At 52.1% G+C, this 14,760-nt stretch carries 16 protein-coding genes; 10 read left to right on the top strand and 6 right to left on the bottom strand.

The features are described 5' to 3' along the window. Window positions 1–29 precede the first annotated feature (29 nt). The 9 genes from KZZ10_RS15215 to KZZ10_RS15175 all read left to right on the top strand — a co-directional run bounded on the left by KZZ10_RS15215 (window position 30) and on the right by KZZ10_RS15175 (window position 9,924). The gene (locus KZZ10_RS15215) at window positions 30–719 is read left to right on the top strand and encodes an MBL fold metallo-hydrolase (RefSeq protein ID WP_259662391.1); all 690 of its coding nucleotides are present in this window, start codon (window positions 30–32) and stop codon (window positions 717–719) included. A 120-nt stretch (window positions 720–839) separates the two neighbouring features. Beyond that, a complete protein-coding gene (locus KZZ10_RS15210; RefSeq protein WP_259662390.1) occupies window positions 840–2,006 on the top strand; it encodes a CaiB/BaiF CoA transferase family protein in 1,167 nt (388 codons plus the stop codon). Continuing rightward, complete coding sequence (locus KZZ10_RS15205) at window positions 2,003–2,803, top strand: enoyl-CoA hydratase/isomerase family protein (RefSeq protein ID WP_259662389.1); 801 nt, start codon at window positions 2,003–2,005, stop codon at window positions 2,801–2,803. Before KZZ10_RS15210 ends, KZZ10_RS15205 begins: the two co-directional genes overlap by 4 nt. 2 nt (window positions 2,804–2,805) lie before the next feature. Beyond that, on the top strand, window positions 2,806–3,990 hold the full coding sequence (locus KZZ10_RS15200; protein ID WP_259662388.1) for an acyl-CoA dehydrogenase family protein: 1,185 nt from the start codon (window positions 2,806–2,808) through the stop codon (window positions 3,988–3,990). A 31-nt stretch (window positions 3,991–4,021) separates the two neighbouring features. Beyond that, a complete protein-coding gene (locus KZZ10_RS15195) occupies window positions 4,022–5,392 on the top strand; it encodes an MmgE/PrpD family protein (RefSeq protein ID WP_259662387.1) in 1,371 nt (456 codons plus the stop codon). A gap of 29 nt (window positions 5,393–5,421) precedes the next feature. Continuing rightward, window positions 5,422–6,960, top strand: coding sequence for an FAD-binding domain-containing protein (locus KZZ10_RS15190; protein WP_259662386.1), 1,539 nt, complete (start codon window positions 5,422–5,424; stop codon window positions 6,958–6,960). After that, complete coding sequence (locus KZZ10_RS15185) at window positions 6,960–7,127, top strand: DUF2256 domain-containing protein (protein ID WP_311133563.1); 168 nt, start codon at window positions 6,960–6,962, stop codon at window positions 7,125–7,127. The genes KZZ10_RS15190 and KZZ10_RS15185 overlap by 1 nt, the downstream gene beginning before the upstream one ends. After that, on the top strand, window positions 7,124–8,398 hold the full coding sequence (locus KZZ10_RS15180; protein WP_259662384.1) for a DASH family cryptochrome: 1,275 nt from the start codon (window positions 7,124–7,126) through the stop codon (window positions 8,396–8,398). Before KZZ10_RS15185 ends, KZZ10_RS15180 begins: the two co-directional genes overlap by 4 nt. After that, window positions 8,395–9,924, top strand: a complete 1,530-nt coding sequence (locus KZZ10_RS15175) for a cryptochrome/photolyase family protein (RefSeq protein ID WP_259662383.1) — start codon at window positions 8,395–8,397, stop codon at window positions 9,922–9,924. Before KZZ10_RS15180 ends, KZZ10_RS15175 begins: the two co-directional genes overlap by 4 nt. On the opposite strand, the gene KZZ10_RS15170 is transcribed toward KZZ10_RS15175, so the two are convergent. The 6 genes from KZZ10_RS15170 to KZZ10_RS15145 are packed head-to-tail and all read right to left on the bottom strand — an operon-like array spanning window position 9,915 to window position 13,411. Next, a complete protein-coding gene (locus tag KZZ10_RS15170) occupies window positions 9,915–10,205 on the bottom strand; it encodes a 4a-hydroxytetrahydrobiopterin dehydratase (protein ID WP_259662382.1) in 291 nt (96 codons plus the stop codon). The genes KZZ10_RS15175 and KZZ10_RS15170 overlap by 10 nt on opposite strands. Then, window positions 10,202–11,389: an MFS transporter gene (locus KZZ10_RS15165; protein WP_259662381.1), complete on the bottom strand. Its 1,188-nt coding sequence runs from the start codon at window positions 11,387–11,389 to the stop codon at window positions 10,202–10,204. Before KZZ10_RS15165 ends, KZZ10_RS15170 begins: the two co-directional genes overlap by 4 nt. Window positions 11,390–11,394: 5 nt before the next feature. Continuing rightward, window positions 11,395–11,820, bottom strand: coding sequence for a BLUF domain-containing protein (locus KZZ10_RS15160; RefSeq protein WP_259662380.1), 426 nt, complete (start codon window positions 11,818–11,820; stop codon window positions 11,395–11,397). 2 nt (window positions 11,821–11,822) lie between these two features. Beyond that, a complete protein-coding gene (gene folE, locus KZZ10_RS15155; RefSeq protein ID WP_259662379.1) occupies window positions 11,823–12,524 on the bottom strand; it encodes a GTP cyclohydrolase I in 702 nt (233 codons plus the stop codon). A 51-nt stretch (window positions 12,525–12,575) separates the two neighbouring features. Beyond that, window positions 12,576–12,932, bottom strand: coding sequence for a thiol-disulfide oxidoreductase DCC family protein (locus tag KZZ10_RS15150; RefSeq protein WP_259662378.1), 357 nt, complete (start codon window positions 12,930–12,932; stop codon window positions 12,576–12,578). Further along, complete coding sequence (locus KZZ10_RS15145; RefSeq protein ID WP_259662377.1) at window positions 12,923–13,411, bottom strand: GNAT family N-acetyltransferase; 489 nt, start codon at window positions 13,409–13,411, stop codon at window positions 12,923–12,925. The genes KZZ10_RS15150 and KZZ10_RS15145 overlap by 10 nt, the downstream gene beginning before the upstream one ends. Window positions 13,412–13,526: 115 nt before the next feature. On the opposite strand from KZZ10_RS15145, the gene KZZ10_RS15140 reads away from it, so the two are divergent. Beyond that, complete coding sequence (locus tag KZZ10_RS15140) at window positions 13,527–14,747, top strand: CaiB/BaiF CoA transferase family protein (RefSeq protein WP_259662376.1); 1,221 nt, start codon at window positions 13,527–13,529, stop codon at window positions 14,745–14,747. Window positions 14,748–14,760 lie beyond the last annotated feature (13 nt).

Here is a 14,760-nt window from a genome sequence, read left to right as displayed (position 1 = left end):
AGGCGCACTCATTCGTCTGGAGATCCCCCGTGCACGCAAAATACGAACTACTCGTCCGAGGTAATAGCTTAAGCTTCAAAGGTGGCTTTTTTGGATTATGCAACGTCGCACTCGTCACTGCCGCGGACGGCACGCGTGTTTTGTTCGACACGGGTCACTACTGTGTACGCAAGGGTCTCATCAACGGCCTGAAAGACCGAGGGCTTGCTCCCACGGATATTGATCTTGTTTTTCTATCGCATCTGCATTTCGATCATTGCCAGAACCTCGATCTCTTCAAGGGTGTTCCCGTCGCAGTCGGCAAAACAGAAATTGAATACGCGCGCAACCCACATCCAGACGACTTGTTTATTCCCTGGAAAATCCACGACCTCCTCGCAGACTTTGAATTACGCGTGTTGCCGCAGCGCGGCATAATTGCTCCCGGGATCGAGCACTTTGAAGTCCCAGGACATACGACCGGCTGTCAAGCCCTGCGTTTCGCGCAGGAAGATGGTCGTCGGGTCGTCTTAGCGGGCGATGCAATCAAATACCCAAAAGAGGTCCTGGCCCAGGTCGGCGACATGTGCTTTGGCTCGACTGAGGACTCCAGGCGCTCGATCGCAGAAATTTGTGCAAATACCGACATCGTGGTTCCTGGTCACTTCCCAGAGATCTTTCGCCGTCATGGCAACTGGATTTGGGACGAACCCCCTTCCATCGAACTGATTTTGCGCTAGAGCGCCGGCCGCATTCCGCTATGCGGTCAACTCCTTGCCGGACACACTGTCTAGGCGTTGATGGAGGTCAATTCGTGACATAATTTTGGAGAGACGAATCATCCCAAAATTACATTAAAAATGTCTGAGCATACGCAGCAGCAATCCCTCGGTGCCACCCCTTTCGCGGGACTCGTGGTGATCGAACTGGGAAACAGTGTGGCAGCCCCTTTCGCTGGTCAGATTTTCGGCGAGCTGGGTGCCCATGTTATCAAAATTGAAAAGTCAGACGGTGACGATGCCCGAAAGTGGGGTCCCCCTTTCTGGGAAGGTGCCTCACCCTTTTTTCAATCGCTCAATCGCAATAAAAAGTCGGTAGTCTGCGACCTACGTAATGAGACTGAGGTCGAAGCCCTGCGCCAGTACATCTGCGAGCACGCTGATATCGTGATTCAAAATCTACGGCCTGGTCATGTTCAAAAGCTCGGACTTGATGGCGCCACCCTTCTTGCTCGCCAACCGCGCCTGATCTACTGCAATCTTGGCGCGTTCGGAAATACCGGACCACTCAAGGATCGTCCTGGCTACGATCCGTTGATGCAGGCCTTTGGGGGCATCATGAGCACCACGGGCGAGCCAGGCAGACCTGCGGTGCGCGTGGGTGCATCGATCGTGGACATGGGCACCGGGATGTGGGCCGTGATTGGCGCCCTCACCGCCCTGCTAGAACGCCACACGACGGGCCGTGGCAGAGTGGTCGATGTATCGCTTTTTGAAACCGCAACAACTTGGGTTTCTTTGTTGGCGGCGCAGTACTTTGCTAGCGGTAAAGTCATGGCAAAACAAGGCTCCGGTGCCGCAGGAATTGTCCCGTACAAAAGCTATCTGACCAGTGACGGTGAGCTCGTGATTGCTGCCGGCAGCGACGCTCTATTTAAATCTCTCGCCAAAACGGTTGGACATCCGGAATGGATCGACGATCCACGCTTTACCGACAACCCTAAACGTGTCGAAAACGAAACACTGCTCTACGGCATGCTTGATGCGCTGATTGTCGCTAAGCCAACTTCACACTGGGTTGCGGAGCTCGAGAAAGCTGGAGTCCCTTGCGCACCCGTTAACGATATCGCTCAAATGGCTGCACATCCACAGACTGAGGCGCTCGGTTTGATTCAAGATGTGCCCGGTTCAGGAATGCGCTTCATCGGGCTGCCAATTAGTTTTGACGGTGTGCGACCACACCCAAGCGCACCGCCTCCCAAACTTGGCGAACACTCAGATTTGATTAATCAAAGGAATAAGAAATGACCGCTTTCCCCGCATACGAAACGATCGCCACTGAAATGGTGGGTGCGCATGTTCTAAAAGTAACGCTTAATCGACCCCAGGTCGGCAACGCGATTAATACACAATCTGGCCATGACTTGCTCGATCTTTGGAACCGTCTGACCGCTGACGCAGGCGACATCCGCTGCATCGTCCTGACCGGCGCCGGAGAGAAGATATTCTGTGCTGGCGGCGATCTCAAAGAACGTAACGGGATGACCAAGAAGCAATGGACGCTGCAGCATGAGCTCTTTGAGCGCATGTATTGGACCCTAGTGGACTTGCCCATCCCAGTGATCGCTGCGGTCAATGGGCACGCCTACGCCGGTGGACTCGAGATGGCCTTGTCCTGCGACTTCATCTACGCCAGCAATGCTGCGCGCTTCGCCTTGACCGAAGTGACCTTAGGCATCATGCCGGGGGCTGGTGGCACCCAAAACCTACCGCGCGCCATCGGCGAGCGACGCGCCAAAGAGATCCTCATGACCGGCAAGCCGTTCAGCGCACAGCAAGCAAGTGAATACGGCTTGATCAATGCCATCCTCGAACCCACAGAAGTGCTGGCAAAGGCGCTGGAAACAGCAGAAGTCATCGCTTCCAATGCCCCATTATCTGTGCGGCAAATTAAGAAGTCTGTGCGTTATGGCGGTCAAATGGAGTTGCGCACGGCATTCCGCTTTGAAATTGAAGCGTACAACCATCTTATTGACACCGAAGATCGCATGGAAGGCGTCAAAGCCTTTAACGAAAAACGAAAAGCAAACTTTAAAGGCTGTTAATCATGAGTCAACCCGTCCAAAACATTAGCATTTCGACTGGCGAAGATTATCCAGAAATTCGCGAAGGTGTAAAACGCGTTTGTGCCGACTTTCCAGGGTCGTACTGGCGCGGACTAGAAGAGACTCTCGCCTACCCAACTGAATTTGTGCAAGCCCTCACTGCATCAGGCTACCTTGGTGCCTTGATCCCTGAAGAGTACGGTGGCAGCGGCATGCCCTTGCGCGCAGCGATGGTGATCCTTGAAACCATCCACGCCTCAGGCTGTAACGCAGGCGCATGCCATGCACAGATGTACACAATGGGAACCGTGCTGCGTCATGGCAGCGAAGCGCAAAAGAAAAAATATCTTCCTGATATCGCGAGCGGCAAACTTCGCCTTCAAGCCTTTGGCGTCACAGAGCCCACCACCGGTACAGACACGACCAAACTGAAAACGCGTGCTGAACGTCAAGGTGATCATTACGTCATCAACGGTCAAAAAGTCTGGACCTCGCGTGCGCTGCACTCTGACCTCATGCTTTTGCTCGCACGAACCACACCACTTGATCAGATCAAAAAGAAGAGCGATGGACTCTCGGTATTTTTGCTCGACATCCGTGATGGCCTAGGTAAAGGTCTGGACATTCGTCCGCTCAAGGCAATGGTGAACCACCATGCGACCGAGGTCTTTTTTGATAATCTCAAGATCCCTGCGGATTGCCTAATTGGTGACGAAGGCAAAGGCTTCAAATACATTCTGGATGGCATGAATGCGGAGCGCATCCTCGTTTCAGCCGAAGCGATTGGCGATGCACGTTGGTTTACCCAGACTGCAGTGAACTATGTTAACGAGCGCCGTGTGTTTGATCGCCCCATTGGTCAAAACCAAGCCGTTCAGTTCCCGATTGCACGCGCCCACGCTGAAACCGATGCGGCCGATCTGGTGCTACGTCGCGCTGCGGCACTATTTGACGCAGGGCTACCCTGTGGCGATGACGCCAATATGGGTAAGTTACTTGCCTCGGAAGCAACCTGGCATGCGGCAGAAGCTTGCCTGCAGTGCCACGGCGGATTTGGCTACGCCAAAGAGTATGACGTTGAAAGAAAGTGGCGCGAAACGCGCTTATTCCAGATCGCACCCATTTCAACTAACCTAGTGCTGTCGTACATCGGCGAACACATGCTTGGCATGCCACGTTCGTTCTAACAATAAATAAAGCCATACCGGAGACATCAACATGACAGGTCTAACTAAAGCACTCGCCGCCTTCGTTGCCAAACCCAGTTTTGGCACTGATGAACATGCTGCACTCGAGGTCGCAAAAACGGGCTTCATCGATACGATTGCAACAATGATGGCTGGCAATGCAGAGCCGGTTGTCAATATCGTACGCAAGTATTTTGCCGAGGCCACAACTCCTGCCGAGGCACCTGTGCCCTTTCTCGGTACGATGCACCCCGCTGCACAAGCAGCATTTATCAGTGCTGTTGCTGGTCATGCGCTGGATTATGACGATGTGGCAATCTCTGGCCATCCAAGTACCGTGCTCGTGCCAGCCATTTTGGCAGAGGGCTACAAACTGAACTGCTCAGGCCTCGACGCGTTACGCGCTTATGTTGTCGGCTACGAAGTGTGGGGCGAACTCGTCAACCGCGAAACCGATCAATATCACTTAAAAGGCTGGCATCCCACCGGCGTTTTTGGTGCGGTTGGTGCAGCAGCAGCCGTCGCATACCTTAATAAATTGAATGAAGCGGACGCGGGACAAGCGCTCGCCATTTCAGCAAGTCTGGCCAGTGGCTTGGTCGCCAACTTTGGAACCATGACCAAACCCTTCCACGCTGGTAGAGCCGCCTCTCACGGCATTGAGGCAGTCAAGTTATCCAAGCTTGGGATGACTTCAGCGCCTGACGTCTTTGAGCACCCTGCCGGCTATCTCTTTGCACTCTCCCTGGCCGGGAAAGTCGACCGTACCCGCCCTGCCGACACATTAGGTAAAACGCTCAGGATTCTCGATAGCGGTTTATCTATCAAGCGCTACCCCGTATGCTATTCGAGTCATCGCACCATTGATGGCGTGATTGAGATTGCAGATCGAGAAAACTTGCAGCCTGAAGAGATTGCAGAAGTCGCGCTCACCATGGGACCCGCACAAGCATCTATGCTGCGTAACCATCATCCTAAGACCGGCCTGGAAGCTAAGTTCAGCGCCCAGTTTGCCGTCGCGTCTGCGATCGTTGCGCGGGAAGTTGGACTATCCCAGTTGACCGATGAATTCGCGACGCGCAAAGATGTCTCGAACCTCTACAGCAAAGTAAAGGTGTCGACCGTTGACACTTTCTGTCCGCTAGAGCCCGCTTTTGCGTTCACAGATCGGGTTGTCATCAAAACGACGGATGGACGCAGTTTTGATTCTGGCGAAATTCGTTTCCCGCTTGGCAACTCGAAGAATCCGATTGACGCCGCAGGCTTAAAAAAGAAATTCAATGACTGCGTCATAACGGGTCGTGCAATCAATCCAGCGATCAAGGGCGCAGACGCTGGTCTGTACGACCGGATTGTGGCGTTAGAAACACTACCCTCCTTGAGAACGCTCTTCTCGGCCTAGCCCGCGGAGAACCGATCACCCTCACTGCAATGGCAAAAAGCGTTGTCTGGTTCAAAAAGGATTTGCGCATCCACGACAACGCGGCACTTGCCAAGGCAGCCGAGGCAGGAGCGGTATGCTGTATTTACATTGTCGAACCAAGCATCTGGCAAGGTCCCGATGCCTCCAAGCAGCACTACGACTTTATTCTTGAAAGTCTGCGCGACCTATATGTCGCGCTCAAGAAACTTGGTGCGACCCTGCATGTATTAACGGGCGAAGCGTGCGACGTCCTCGAACGTCTGCATGCACATACCCCGTTTGATGCAATCTACTCTCACCAAGAGACTGGTAACTATGCCTCTTTTATGCGCGATCTCGCAGTGAAAGGCTGGTGTAAAAACAAAAATATCGCTTGGCACGAACCCATACAGTCGGGAGTCTTTCGTGGCCGCCTTGATCGCGATGATTGGCAGAGGCTTTGGACTCAACATACAAGTCAGTCGCAAACGCCGACACCCGAGCGCCTCGTATCGTTCCAACCGCTGGTCGAGCAGGTCAAACCTCCGACGGCAGAGCAGCTCGCGATCGATTTGCTTGATCCACCCAGCCGCCAGCGCGGTGGGCGGTCTCAGGCTATGTATGTGCTCGACGATTTCATCAACAATCGAAGTGAGAGCTATCGCGGCGGCATTTCCTCTCCGCTTTCAGCACCGACCGCATGCTCAAGGATTTCGCCCTATCTAACACACGGCTGTGTTAGCGTTCGAGAAGTCTATCAGCGGGTCATGTATGCAATAGCGGACGAGACACAAGAAGATAGTCGTCGTGCTAAAGGCCTGCGCAGTATGGTGAGCCGCTTGTACTGGCACTGCCACTTCATCCAAAAGCTTGAATGCGAACCAGAGCTTGAGTTCCAAAATATGCACCGCGGCTACGATGGGCTGCGTGAGAATGACTGGAACGCCAAACACTTCGACGCACTGAGTGAAGGCCGGACAGGATGGCCAATAGTGGATGCTTGTGTTGCGATGCTCAAACACACGGGTTGGATTAATTTTCGTATGCGTGCCATGCTTGTCTCAACAGCGGCATACCCACTTTGGCTCCACTGGAAACCCGTTGGAAACTGGCTAGCACGGCACTTCCTTGATTACGAACCTGGCATTCACTGGAGTCAGATGCAGATGCAATCGGGTACGACGGGAATCAACATTCCACGCATCTACAACCCAATCAAACAAGCGCAGGATCACGATCCCAGAGGCGTATTCGTCCGAAAGTGGCTGCCGGAGCTCAGACAAGTACCTGACCCTTGGGTTTTTGAACCTTGGAAAATCCCCGACGACTTGATTCGTACAGTCTCTAAGGTCTCTCCCCCTAAAATCAACGCACCAATCGTAGACTTAGAAATGTCGACACGTGCGGCAAAACAAAAACTGTTTGAGCGACGTGGACGACCTGAAGTCTCTGCAGAGAAATCAGCAGTCTTAAATAAGCACGGGTCGCGTAAGCGCCCGGTGTTGCGCAACAAACCAAAATCTGGCACTGCCCCACCAGTCTCGCCACAGCACACACTTGATTTTTAATGCCTCAGCGTTCCAATCATCGTATGCAGAAGAAGTCAGACTTACCCTCCAAGGTATGTCTGACTTGCGCTCGCCCTTTTAACTGGAGAAAAAAATGGGAGCGCGACTGGGAGAACGTTAGGTACTGTTCGGACCGCTGTCGTCAGGCGGGCCCATCCAAGACATGAAGACCAACATTTACTGGTTTAGACAGGATTTGCGTTTGGGTGACTCGCCTGGGTTGTTAAAAGCCTGCGAGAGTGCGCAACAACTTATTCTTGTTTACATTCACCCTACGCGCCTTCAAGGTGACACAGTCTGGGGCTTTGCCCGAACGAGCGAAAAAAGAACAACGCAGCTGCGAGCAGCACTAAAAGAACTGCGTGCAAACATCGCCAACCACGGCAACCAACTCTTGGAGTTAGCCGGTGAGCCTGCACAGGTTCTGAGCTCACTGGCAGACAGGTTCAATGTCGAGTGTGTCTATTGCGAAGCGATCGAAGCTCCTGAAGAGCGTACCGACGTTGCAAACATAGAAAGTCGAGGCATGCAGGTCGTATCCACCTGGCAGTCTACGATGTTCGACCCAGCCTCCCTACCCTTCGCGCCCCTGGCGATGCCCGATATCTTTACCGCATTCCGTCAGAAGATCGAGCAGTCTGGTGTGTACCCAAGAGACCCGGTTGCAGCACCAACGCGTCTTCCACCCCCACCGCCGGGTTTGGCGCGGGTGATAAACATCGATGCATTAGGCGAACATATAACGCGTAAACCTGCTGGCGAAGACACGGCACACCGTGCAGTCACTGCATACTTCTCGACCGAGCATCCACTGTATTACAAGCAGACACGTAACCAGCTCATGGGAGCACATTACTCCACCCGATTATCTGTTTGGCTTGCCTCTGGCGCGATCTCTGCCGCCACTACCTATCAGACCCTCAAGCGATACGAAGCCAAGCGCGGTAGCAACGACAGTACATACTGGATTTTTTTTGAACTGCTCTGGCGCGACTACTTCCGGCTCTTGCACCTCAAATACGGCAGAAAGCTGTATCTGAGAGATGGACTCAAACGTGAGCCCGCCGCAACATTACCTGCAAGACAAGACCCAAGCATTGAGCAGGCACGGCTACTAACATGGACGAACGCTCAGACACCAAATGACTTCGTCAATGCCGGCATGACCGAGCTCAGAGAAACGGGACATCTGTCGAACCGCATGCGACAAGTCGTCGCCAGCTATCTTATTTACGATCTCGAGGTCGATTGGCGAGCTGGCGCCGCCTGGTTTGAAAGTCAATTACTTGATTTTGATATCTACAGCAATCAGGGTAATTGGCTCTATATTGCGGGATGTGGGACCGACCCCCGAGGCGGTCGACGAATGAATATGCAAAAACAGATTCAAGAGCATGATCCGGACAGTATCTATCGTAAACATTGGGGACACGCTTGACCACACTTAGACTGCTGCTGGGTGACCAACTCAATCCAGAACACAGCTGGTTCAAACACGTCGATTCTGAGCATCTCTATACGCTGATAGAAATGCGACAAGAGACAGACTACGTCTTACACCACGCTCAAAAAATTATTAGCATTTTTTCCGGCATGCGAGCGCTTGCCCAGCGGCTCGAAGTAGAAGGTCATCGCGTGCATTACCTGCGCATTGGTGATCCCGAGAACACACAGACGATTGAAGGCAATCTCAAGGCGCTGATTGCTAAGCATCGATGCATAAAATTTGAATATCAACAGCCAGACGAGTGGCGGCTAGATGCACAGCTATCGAGCTTTTGTCACGCGCTATCGATTCCCTCTGAGATGGTGTCGAGTGAACATTTCTTTACAGAGCGGCTTGAGACAGCAGAGCTATTCAAAACACAAAAGCAATGGCTGATGGAGCGCTTTTATCGCCAAATGCGTGTCAAGCATCGTGTCTTGATCGATGCATCTAAAAAGCCCGAGGGTGGTCAATGGAACTTTGATCACGAAAATCGAAAACGTTGGAGTGGCACACCTCCCGAACCCGTCGACCATACGCGTCGGCACGATCACTCGTCGCTGTGGGCAGAAATTCAAGCCGCAGGCGTCTCTAGCTTTGGTGAACCCCAGTGCAACACTTTTCGCTGGCCTGTCAACCGCGAAGAGGCGCTCGACGACCTAGAGCGCTTTATCTCAGATGTACTACCCTATTTTGGTGAATTTCAAGACGCGATGAGTACGCAGAGCTGGCGCATGTTTCATTCCCTCTTGTCGTTCGCCCTGAACGTAAAGATGCTGAGTCCACAAGAGGTCGTCGCAAAAGCAGAGACGGCGTGGCGCCAACAACGCATCAGTATCGCCACGGCAGAGGGTTTTATCCGTCAGATTTTGGGTTGGCGCGAATATATTCGAGGCGTGTATTGGTTCCGCATGCCTGATTATCAAGACTCCAATCATTTCGCGCATGACACGCCACTGCCCACTTGGTTTTGGACTGGCAAGACCAAGATGCAATGCGTTTCCAAAGCCGTAGGACAGTCCCTTGACCATGCTTACGCGCACCATATCCAACGGTTAATGATTACCGGAAACTTTGCGTTGCTAGCAGGCATCGATCCTTCAGCACTACACCGCTGGTATTTGGGTATTTATATCGATGCCTTTGAGTGGGTCGAACTCCCAAACACAATTGGCATGAGTCAGTTTGCGGATGCGGGCTTGTTGGCAACCAAACCCTATGTCTCGAGCGCTGCCTATATCGACCGAATGGGGGACTACTGCAAAGGGTGCTACTACGACAAGAAGTTACGAGTCGGCGAACGCGCCTGCCCCTTTAATGCGCTCTACTGGGATTTCTTTATTCGAAATGCCAGCGCACTATCGGGCAACCATCGGCTTGGGATGGTCTATCGACAAATTGAAAAGATGGACACAGAAAGTAAAACAAGCCTACAAAGCCGGGCTTTTACGATTCGCAACGATCTAGATCAAATCTGATCAATACGTTTTGCCAGATCGATATCTTTAATCGACAACCCACCGGCATCGTGCGTACGCAGGGTGATCTCAACCTTGTTATACACATTGCTCCACTCGGGATGATGGTCTGCTTCGTGCGCGAGAAAAGCGACACGCGTCATAAAAGCGAAGGCCTGCGTAAAGTCCTCAAAGACCAACTTTCGACTAATACTGCCACCAGCGGAAGGGTCATACTTCCAATTAGGGATGGAGGCTAGACATGCGTTTAACTGCCCTGCTGGTAGGCGCTCAATGGTCATGCTGGCTCTACCTTTACATCCGTATCAGCGGGCAAGAACAGCACCACGATCGCCGTACATGTTGCAAAACCCGCCATGATTAAGAGCAACGATTCAAAGCCCCAACCCTTCACGGCAGGGCCAAGGGCCCACACAGCGATCGAGCTCAGCCCCAACGAAATTGATAGCCGAATACCGGCGACACGTGAACGCATACGATCATCAACGTAACGCACAATCATGACATCTACAAAGGGCACAGCACCGAATATGAAAACCATCACGCCCAACATAGCGGCGAACAACCACCAGCCCTGCGCATACGCCGCAAGCACAAACAACGGGATCTGCAACAACACGATACCCAGGAAGATCGGTCGTAGCGAATATTTATCTAACAACTTTCCGACAACGACCTGCATGATGGATGCAACGGTATAAATGACCGCGAGCAGAATACCTAGAATCGCGGGGTCCTCGAGCACACCGGCGAAGCGTTCGGCAAACAACTGATTGTTTCCATTCGTGGTGAAATTAAAAATGACGCTTCCTGTTGCGGCAGACACCGTCATGACTGCCAACACACGTGCCACCATCGCGCGTGATAAAGCGACCTTTGGCCCGCTCTTACGCTTGGCGGGCGCCTCGACCTCTGGTGGGCAAATCAAAGCAAACCAGACACCACAGCCGATAGAAAATAAAGCGGGTACCGCAAAAGCTGCGCGCCAACCGATCCACTTAATCAAAAAACCCGTCAGCATCGCCGCCAAGGCCACACCCAGGTTGCCGGCCAAACCATTGATTCCAATTGCATAGCCCGGATTCGCCGATTTTTGTACTAGAAAAGGAATACCCACTGGGTGATAGATGGAGGCAAAAGCACCGACTAAGGTCAAAGCGATTGCCATCTGCCAAACCGTCTGCGCGACTGCTGCCAGCAAGGTGGCCACACCAATGCCAATAAAGAACACAATCATCATTCGACGTCGGCCCCATAAGTCCCCTAGGCGTCCAGACGGAATAGATCCCAAGCCGAAGAGTACAAATGCTCCAACCCCGTATGGCATCAAATCTTCCCAGGTCGAAAACCCGAAGTCATGCGCCATCACACCAACGGCTGCCGCAAAAATGAGCAGGAACATGTGATCAAGTCCATGCCCGATGTTTAGAAGCAGACGTACTGCGAGAGAGTGATCTTTTGCCATAATCTTTACGCTCTACCAATTATTGAAGCGGTCAGCATGAGTTCTTCTAGCAGTGCGAGCGAGACTGCGCCAGAGACCGAGTATGGATCCAGCTCAGGCTTCTCTGAATACTTCAATACGATGGAAGTGTTCAGCTTGGCGAGATTGACTTGCCCCATTGTCCAGCCACCGAAACGACGCTCCGTGATTTCCTCGTAGTGCAGCAGGGCAACATCTTTGTGACGTTGATCGCGTACGATGTACCCGTATAACTCGTTGACCTGATGGCGTCCGCCCTCAATCGCCTGCAAGTAGATCCCGCCACCATAGCAAAGAATGCCTGTGATGCCATTACTTAAGTTGTGCTCACGCGCGGAATCTAAAATTGATTGTGTCGCTTTAGTATCTTCGGGATTGACTGCCCGACTCACATACAACAAACGTACCAGCATGATTAGCTCTCTTTAGGCATTAACGACAAGAATTCTCGACGCAAATTCGCATCTTTCAAAAAGGCACCGCGCATCACTGAATTAATCATTCTGCTATCCGGATCTTTCACACCGCGCCAAGACATGCAGTAATGCGTTGCATTCATCACAACAGCTAGTCCATCAGGTTGTGTCTTTTCTTGTATCAAATCAGCGAGCTGCACCACAGCCTCTTCCTGAATCTGAGGACGACTCATGATCCACTCTGCGAGCCGTGCATATTTGGATAAGCCAATCACGTTGGTATGTTCATTTGGCATCACACCAATCCAGACTTTACCGATGACTGGGCAAAAATGATGGCTGCAGGCGCTTCGCACAGTAATCGGACCAACAATCATCAGCTCACTAAGGTGTTCAGCGTTTGGGAATTCAGTGATTTTGGGCTGAGCGGCATACCGCCCACCAAACACTTCTTGTAAATACATTTTGGCGACACGTCGTGCAGTATCGTTTGTGTTGTGATCTGACACCGTATCGATGACCAGGCTCTCTAGCACGCCTTTCATTTTCTGCTCGACTTCATCAAGCAACTGACCAAGTTCACCCGGTTCGATGTATTGCGAAATATTGTCGTTGGCATGAAATCGCTTGCGCGCCTCTTTAAGGCGGTTGCGAATAACCACCGAAATCGGCGTGCCTTTGTCCTGATCGTTCGAGTTCATGTGTTAGGTTCTTTAAACAATACTTTCGGAAATTTTCAATACTAAAGTGCGCTATCTGAATCTGCGTTGCATGCTGGGACGTATCTTTAAAAATCCGACATACAGCCGCTCCAAACACCAAAGCGTCGGTTTATTTGAACAAAGCCTTCCAAGCCGGCGCCACTCTGGCAGCTCAAGCCAAAGCTTAACAAAAGCCAAGGCTCCACTACACAAATTATCTTGTCGGTCTCTGACATGAAACCTCGCCATCGCCAACTGGCAGGTTAAGCCCTCTCCTAAACATGCCTGCTCTGCTGAACTGACGTCTGTCCATTCAATATTTGCGGCACCTCTAGATCGTTGATAGACCGCTATCTCTTTGCGGCAAAGAGGGCATGAACCATCGTAGTAGACAGTCACTAGAGCCATTTTTGCATAAACAAGGCCTGCCCCGTCAACGCACTCAGCTCGTACTGTGCAAAGCCGAACCGAGCGTACGAAGCTTGTGCACCCTGATTGCCACTTAAGACTTCCAAGGTCAACTTGCAACAACCTTGCTTGCGCGCATAGGTCTCTAACGCACCAAGCAGTGCTTGACCTACGCCTTGCCCTCTAAAACTTGGGATAACCGCGATATCGTGCACATTCATCAGTGGACGCGCCTTGAAGGTGGAATAACCTGGCATCGCGTTGAGCAGTCCGACCGGGCGTCCATCACTGTAAGCTAACCAACTCATTGCACCTGGAAACTTCGCCAAGTCATCACATAGTCGCGCTTTGACTTCAGGACTCAACTCGTCCCCACCGCCCATAGGATCCCTCGCGTACATATCAAGGATGGTCAACAAATCCGCACGGTCAGTAGGGTTAAGGTAATCGACGGTTCGAACTGAAATGCTGCACTGCATAAATACCTCCCTTCATGTGCGTAAAGAACAACAAGCGCTAGCCACTACAGCGATGGTATAACAACCCGTGCTTCAAAACCTCACAAACCACATTGAAGTTCCGAAAAGGTAATGCATGTCTGAGACCCTACCCCTAGCAGGGATACGCGTTGTTGAGTTCACCCACATGGTGATGGGCCCAACCTGCGGCATGATTTTGGCCGACCTAGGCGCCGAGGTCATCAAAGTCGAACCCCTGGCCGGGGACAACACCCGCAGGCTACTGGGTTCGGGAGCCGGCTTTTATCCCATGTTCAATCGCAACAAAAAAAGCATCTCGATCGATGTCAAGAACCCAATCGGTCGTGAAATTATTCTAAAACTTGTGGCCGGAGCTGACGTTTTCAGTGAAAACTTCAAAAGTGGCACGATGGACAAGCTGGGTTTTGGCTACTCCGCCCTATCTAAGCTCAACCCCTCCCTCATTTATGTTTCGCACAAAGGCTTCTTGCCCGGTCCCTACGACAACCGTACCGCGCTCGACGAAGTCGTTCAAATGATGGGTGGCTTAGCGTATATGACGGGCCCTGCCGGACAACCGCTGCGTGCGGGCGCAAGTGTGAACGACATCATGGGAGGCATGTTTGGCGCAATTGGTGTCTTGGCGTCCCTACAGCAACGTAATCGCACGGGGCACGGCCAAGAGGTAGCCAGCGCTTTGTTTGAAAACAATGTTTTCTTAGTCGCACAACATATGATGCAGTTTGCGGTCACAGGTAAACCAGCGAACCCCATGCCGAACCGACTGAGCGCTTGGGCCGTCTATGACGTCTTCACCGTCAAGGACGGTGAGCAGATATTCCTCTCGGCAGTCAGCGATACGCAATGGGCCTTGCTATGTAAAGAGTTCGCCTTTGATGATCTAAAAGCCGATACACGACTGGGATCTAACAACGAGCGTGTTCAAAACCGTTCTTTTCTGATTCCAATACTACGCGAGCGGTTCGCTGCCTTAAGCGCGAAAGAGCTTAGCGAGCGTTTCGAGAAAGTCGGACTGCCTTACGCACCGATTACGCGCCCTCACGAGCTCTTTGATGATCCACACTTGCTAGCAACCGGAGGACTCGCGCCTGTGACGATCGCCGCCGACAACACAAGTTCGGGAAAAGATATTGAAACGCGCGCAGCCCTATTGCCACTCGCGCTAAATGATGAACGCCTACGCATTCGTAATGCACCTCCTCGCATTGGCGCCGACACAATAGAACTCTTGCAAAGCCTGGGCTACTCAAACGTTGAGATCGACGGCTTGAGGGACCAGGGCATCATTCGTAGCGCTGAACCAAATCCGCAATAAATTTTTTATCTAA

The organism is Zwartia hollandica (assembly GCF_019923725.1).
GTDB classification, from domain to species: domain Bacteria; phylum Pseudomonadota; class Gammaproteobacteria; order Burkholderiales; family Burkholderiaceae_B; genus Zwartia; species Zwartia hollandica.
The sequence above is the reverse complement of the archived record's forward strand: the minus strand, read 5'-3'. Positions and strand labels throughout refer to the sequence as shown.

What these genes read in the sequence shown, in the direction of transcription:
- KZZ10_RS15210 (WP_259662390.1), top strand. Translation starts at nt 840, where the DNA reads ATGTCTGAGCATACGCAGCAGCAATCCCTCGGTGCCACCCCTTTCGCG.
- KZZ10_RS15205 (WP_259662389.1), top strand. Translation starts at nt 2,003, where the DNA reads ATGACCGCTTTCCCCGCATACGAAACGATCGCCACTGAAATGGTGGGT.
- KZZ10_RS15200 (WP_259662388.1), top strand. Translation starts at nt 2,806, where the DNA reads ATGAGTCAACCCGTCCAAAACATTAGCATTTCGACTGGCGAAGATTAT.
- KZZ10_RS15195 (WP_259662387.1), top strand. Translation starts at nt 4,022, where the DNA reads ATGACAGGTCTAACTAAAGCACTCGCCGCCTTCGTTGCCAAACCCAGT.
- KZZ10_RS15190 (WP_259662386.1), top strand. Translation starts at nt 5,422, where the DNA reads ATGGCAAAAAGCGTTGTCTGGTTCAAAAAGGATTTGCGCATCCACGAC.
- KZZ10_RS15185 (WP_311133563.1), top strand. Translation starts at nt 6,960, where the DNA reads ATGCCTCAGCGTTCCAATCATCGTATGCAGAAGAAGTCAGACTTACCC.
- KZZ10_RS15180 (WP_259662384.1), top strand. Translation starts at nt 7,124, where the DNA reads ATGAAGACCAACATTTACTGGTTTAGACAGGATTTGCGTTTGGGTGAC.
- KZZ10_RS15170 (WP_259662382.1), bottom strand. Translation starts at nt 10,205, where the DNA reads ATGACCATTGAGCGCCTACCAGCAGGGCAGTTAAACGCATGTCTAGCC.
- KZZ10_RS15165 (WP_259662381.1), bottom strand. Translation starts at nt 11,389, where the DNA reads ATGGCAAAAGATCACTCTCTCGCAGTACGTCTGCTTCTAAACATCGGG.
- KZZ10_RS15160 (WP_259662380.1), bottom strand. Translation starts at nt 11,820, where the DNA reads ATGCTGGTACGTTTGTTGTATGTGAGTCGGGCAGTCAATCCCGAAGAT.
- folE (WP_259662379.1), bottom strand. Translation starts at nt 12,524, where the DNA reads ATGAACTCGAACGATCAGGACAAAGGCACGCCGATTTCGGTGGTTATT.
- KZZ10_RS15150 (WP_259662378.1), bottom strand. Translation starts at nt 12,932, where the DNA reads ATGGCTCTAGTGACTGTCTACTACGATGGTTCATGCCCTCTTTGCCGC.
- KZZ10_RS15145 (WP_259662377.1), bottom strand. Translation starts at nt 13,411, where the DNA reads ATGCAGTGCAGCATTTCAGTTCGAACCGTCGATTACCTTAACCCTACT.
- KZZ10_RS15140 (WP_259662376.1), top strand. Translation starts at nt 13,527, where the DNA reads ATGTCTGAGACCCTACCCCTAGCAGGGATACGCGTTGTTGAGTTCACC.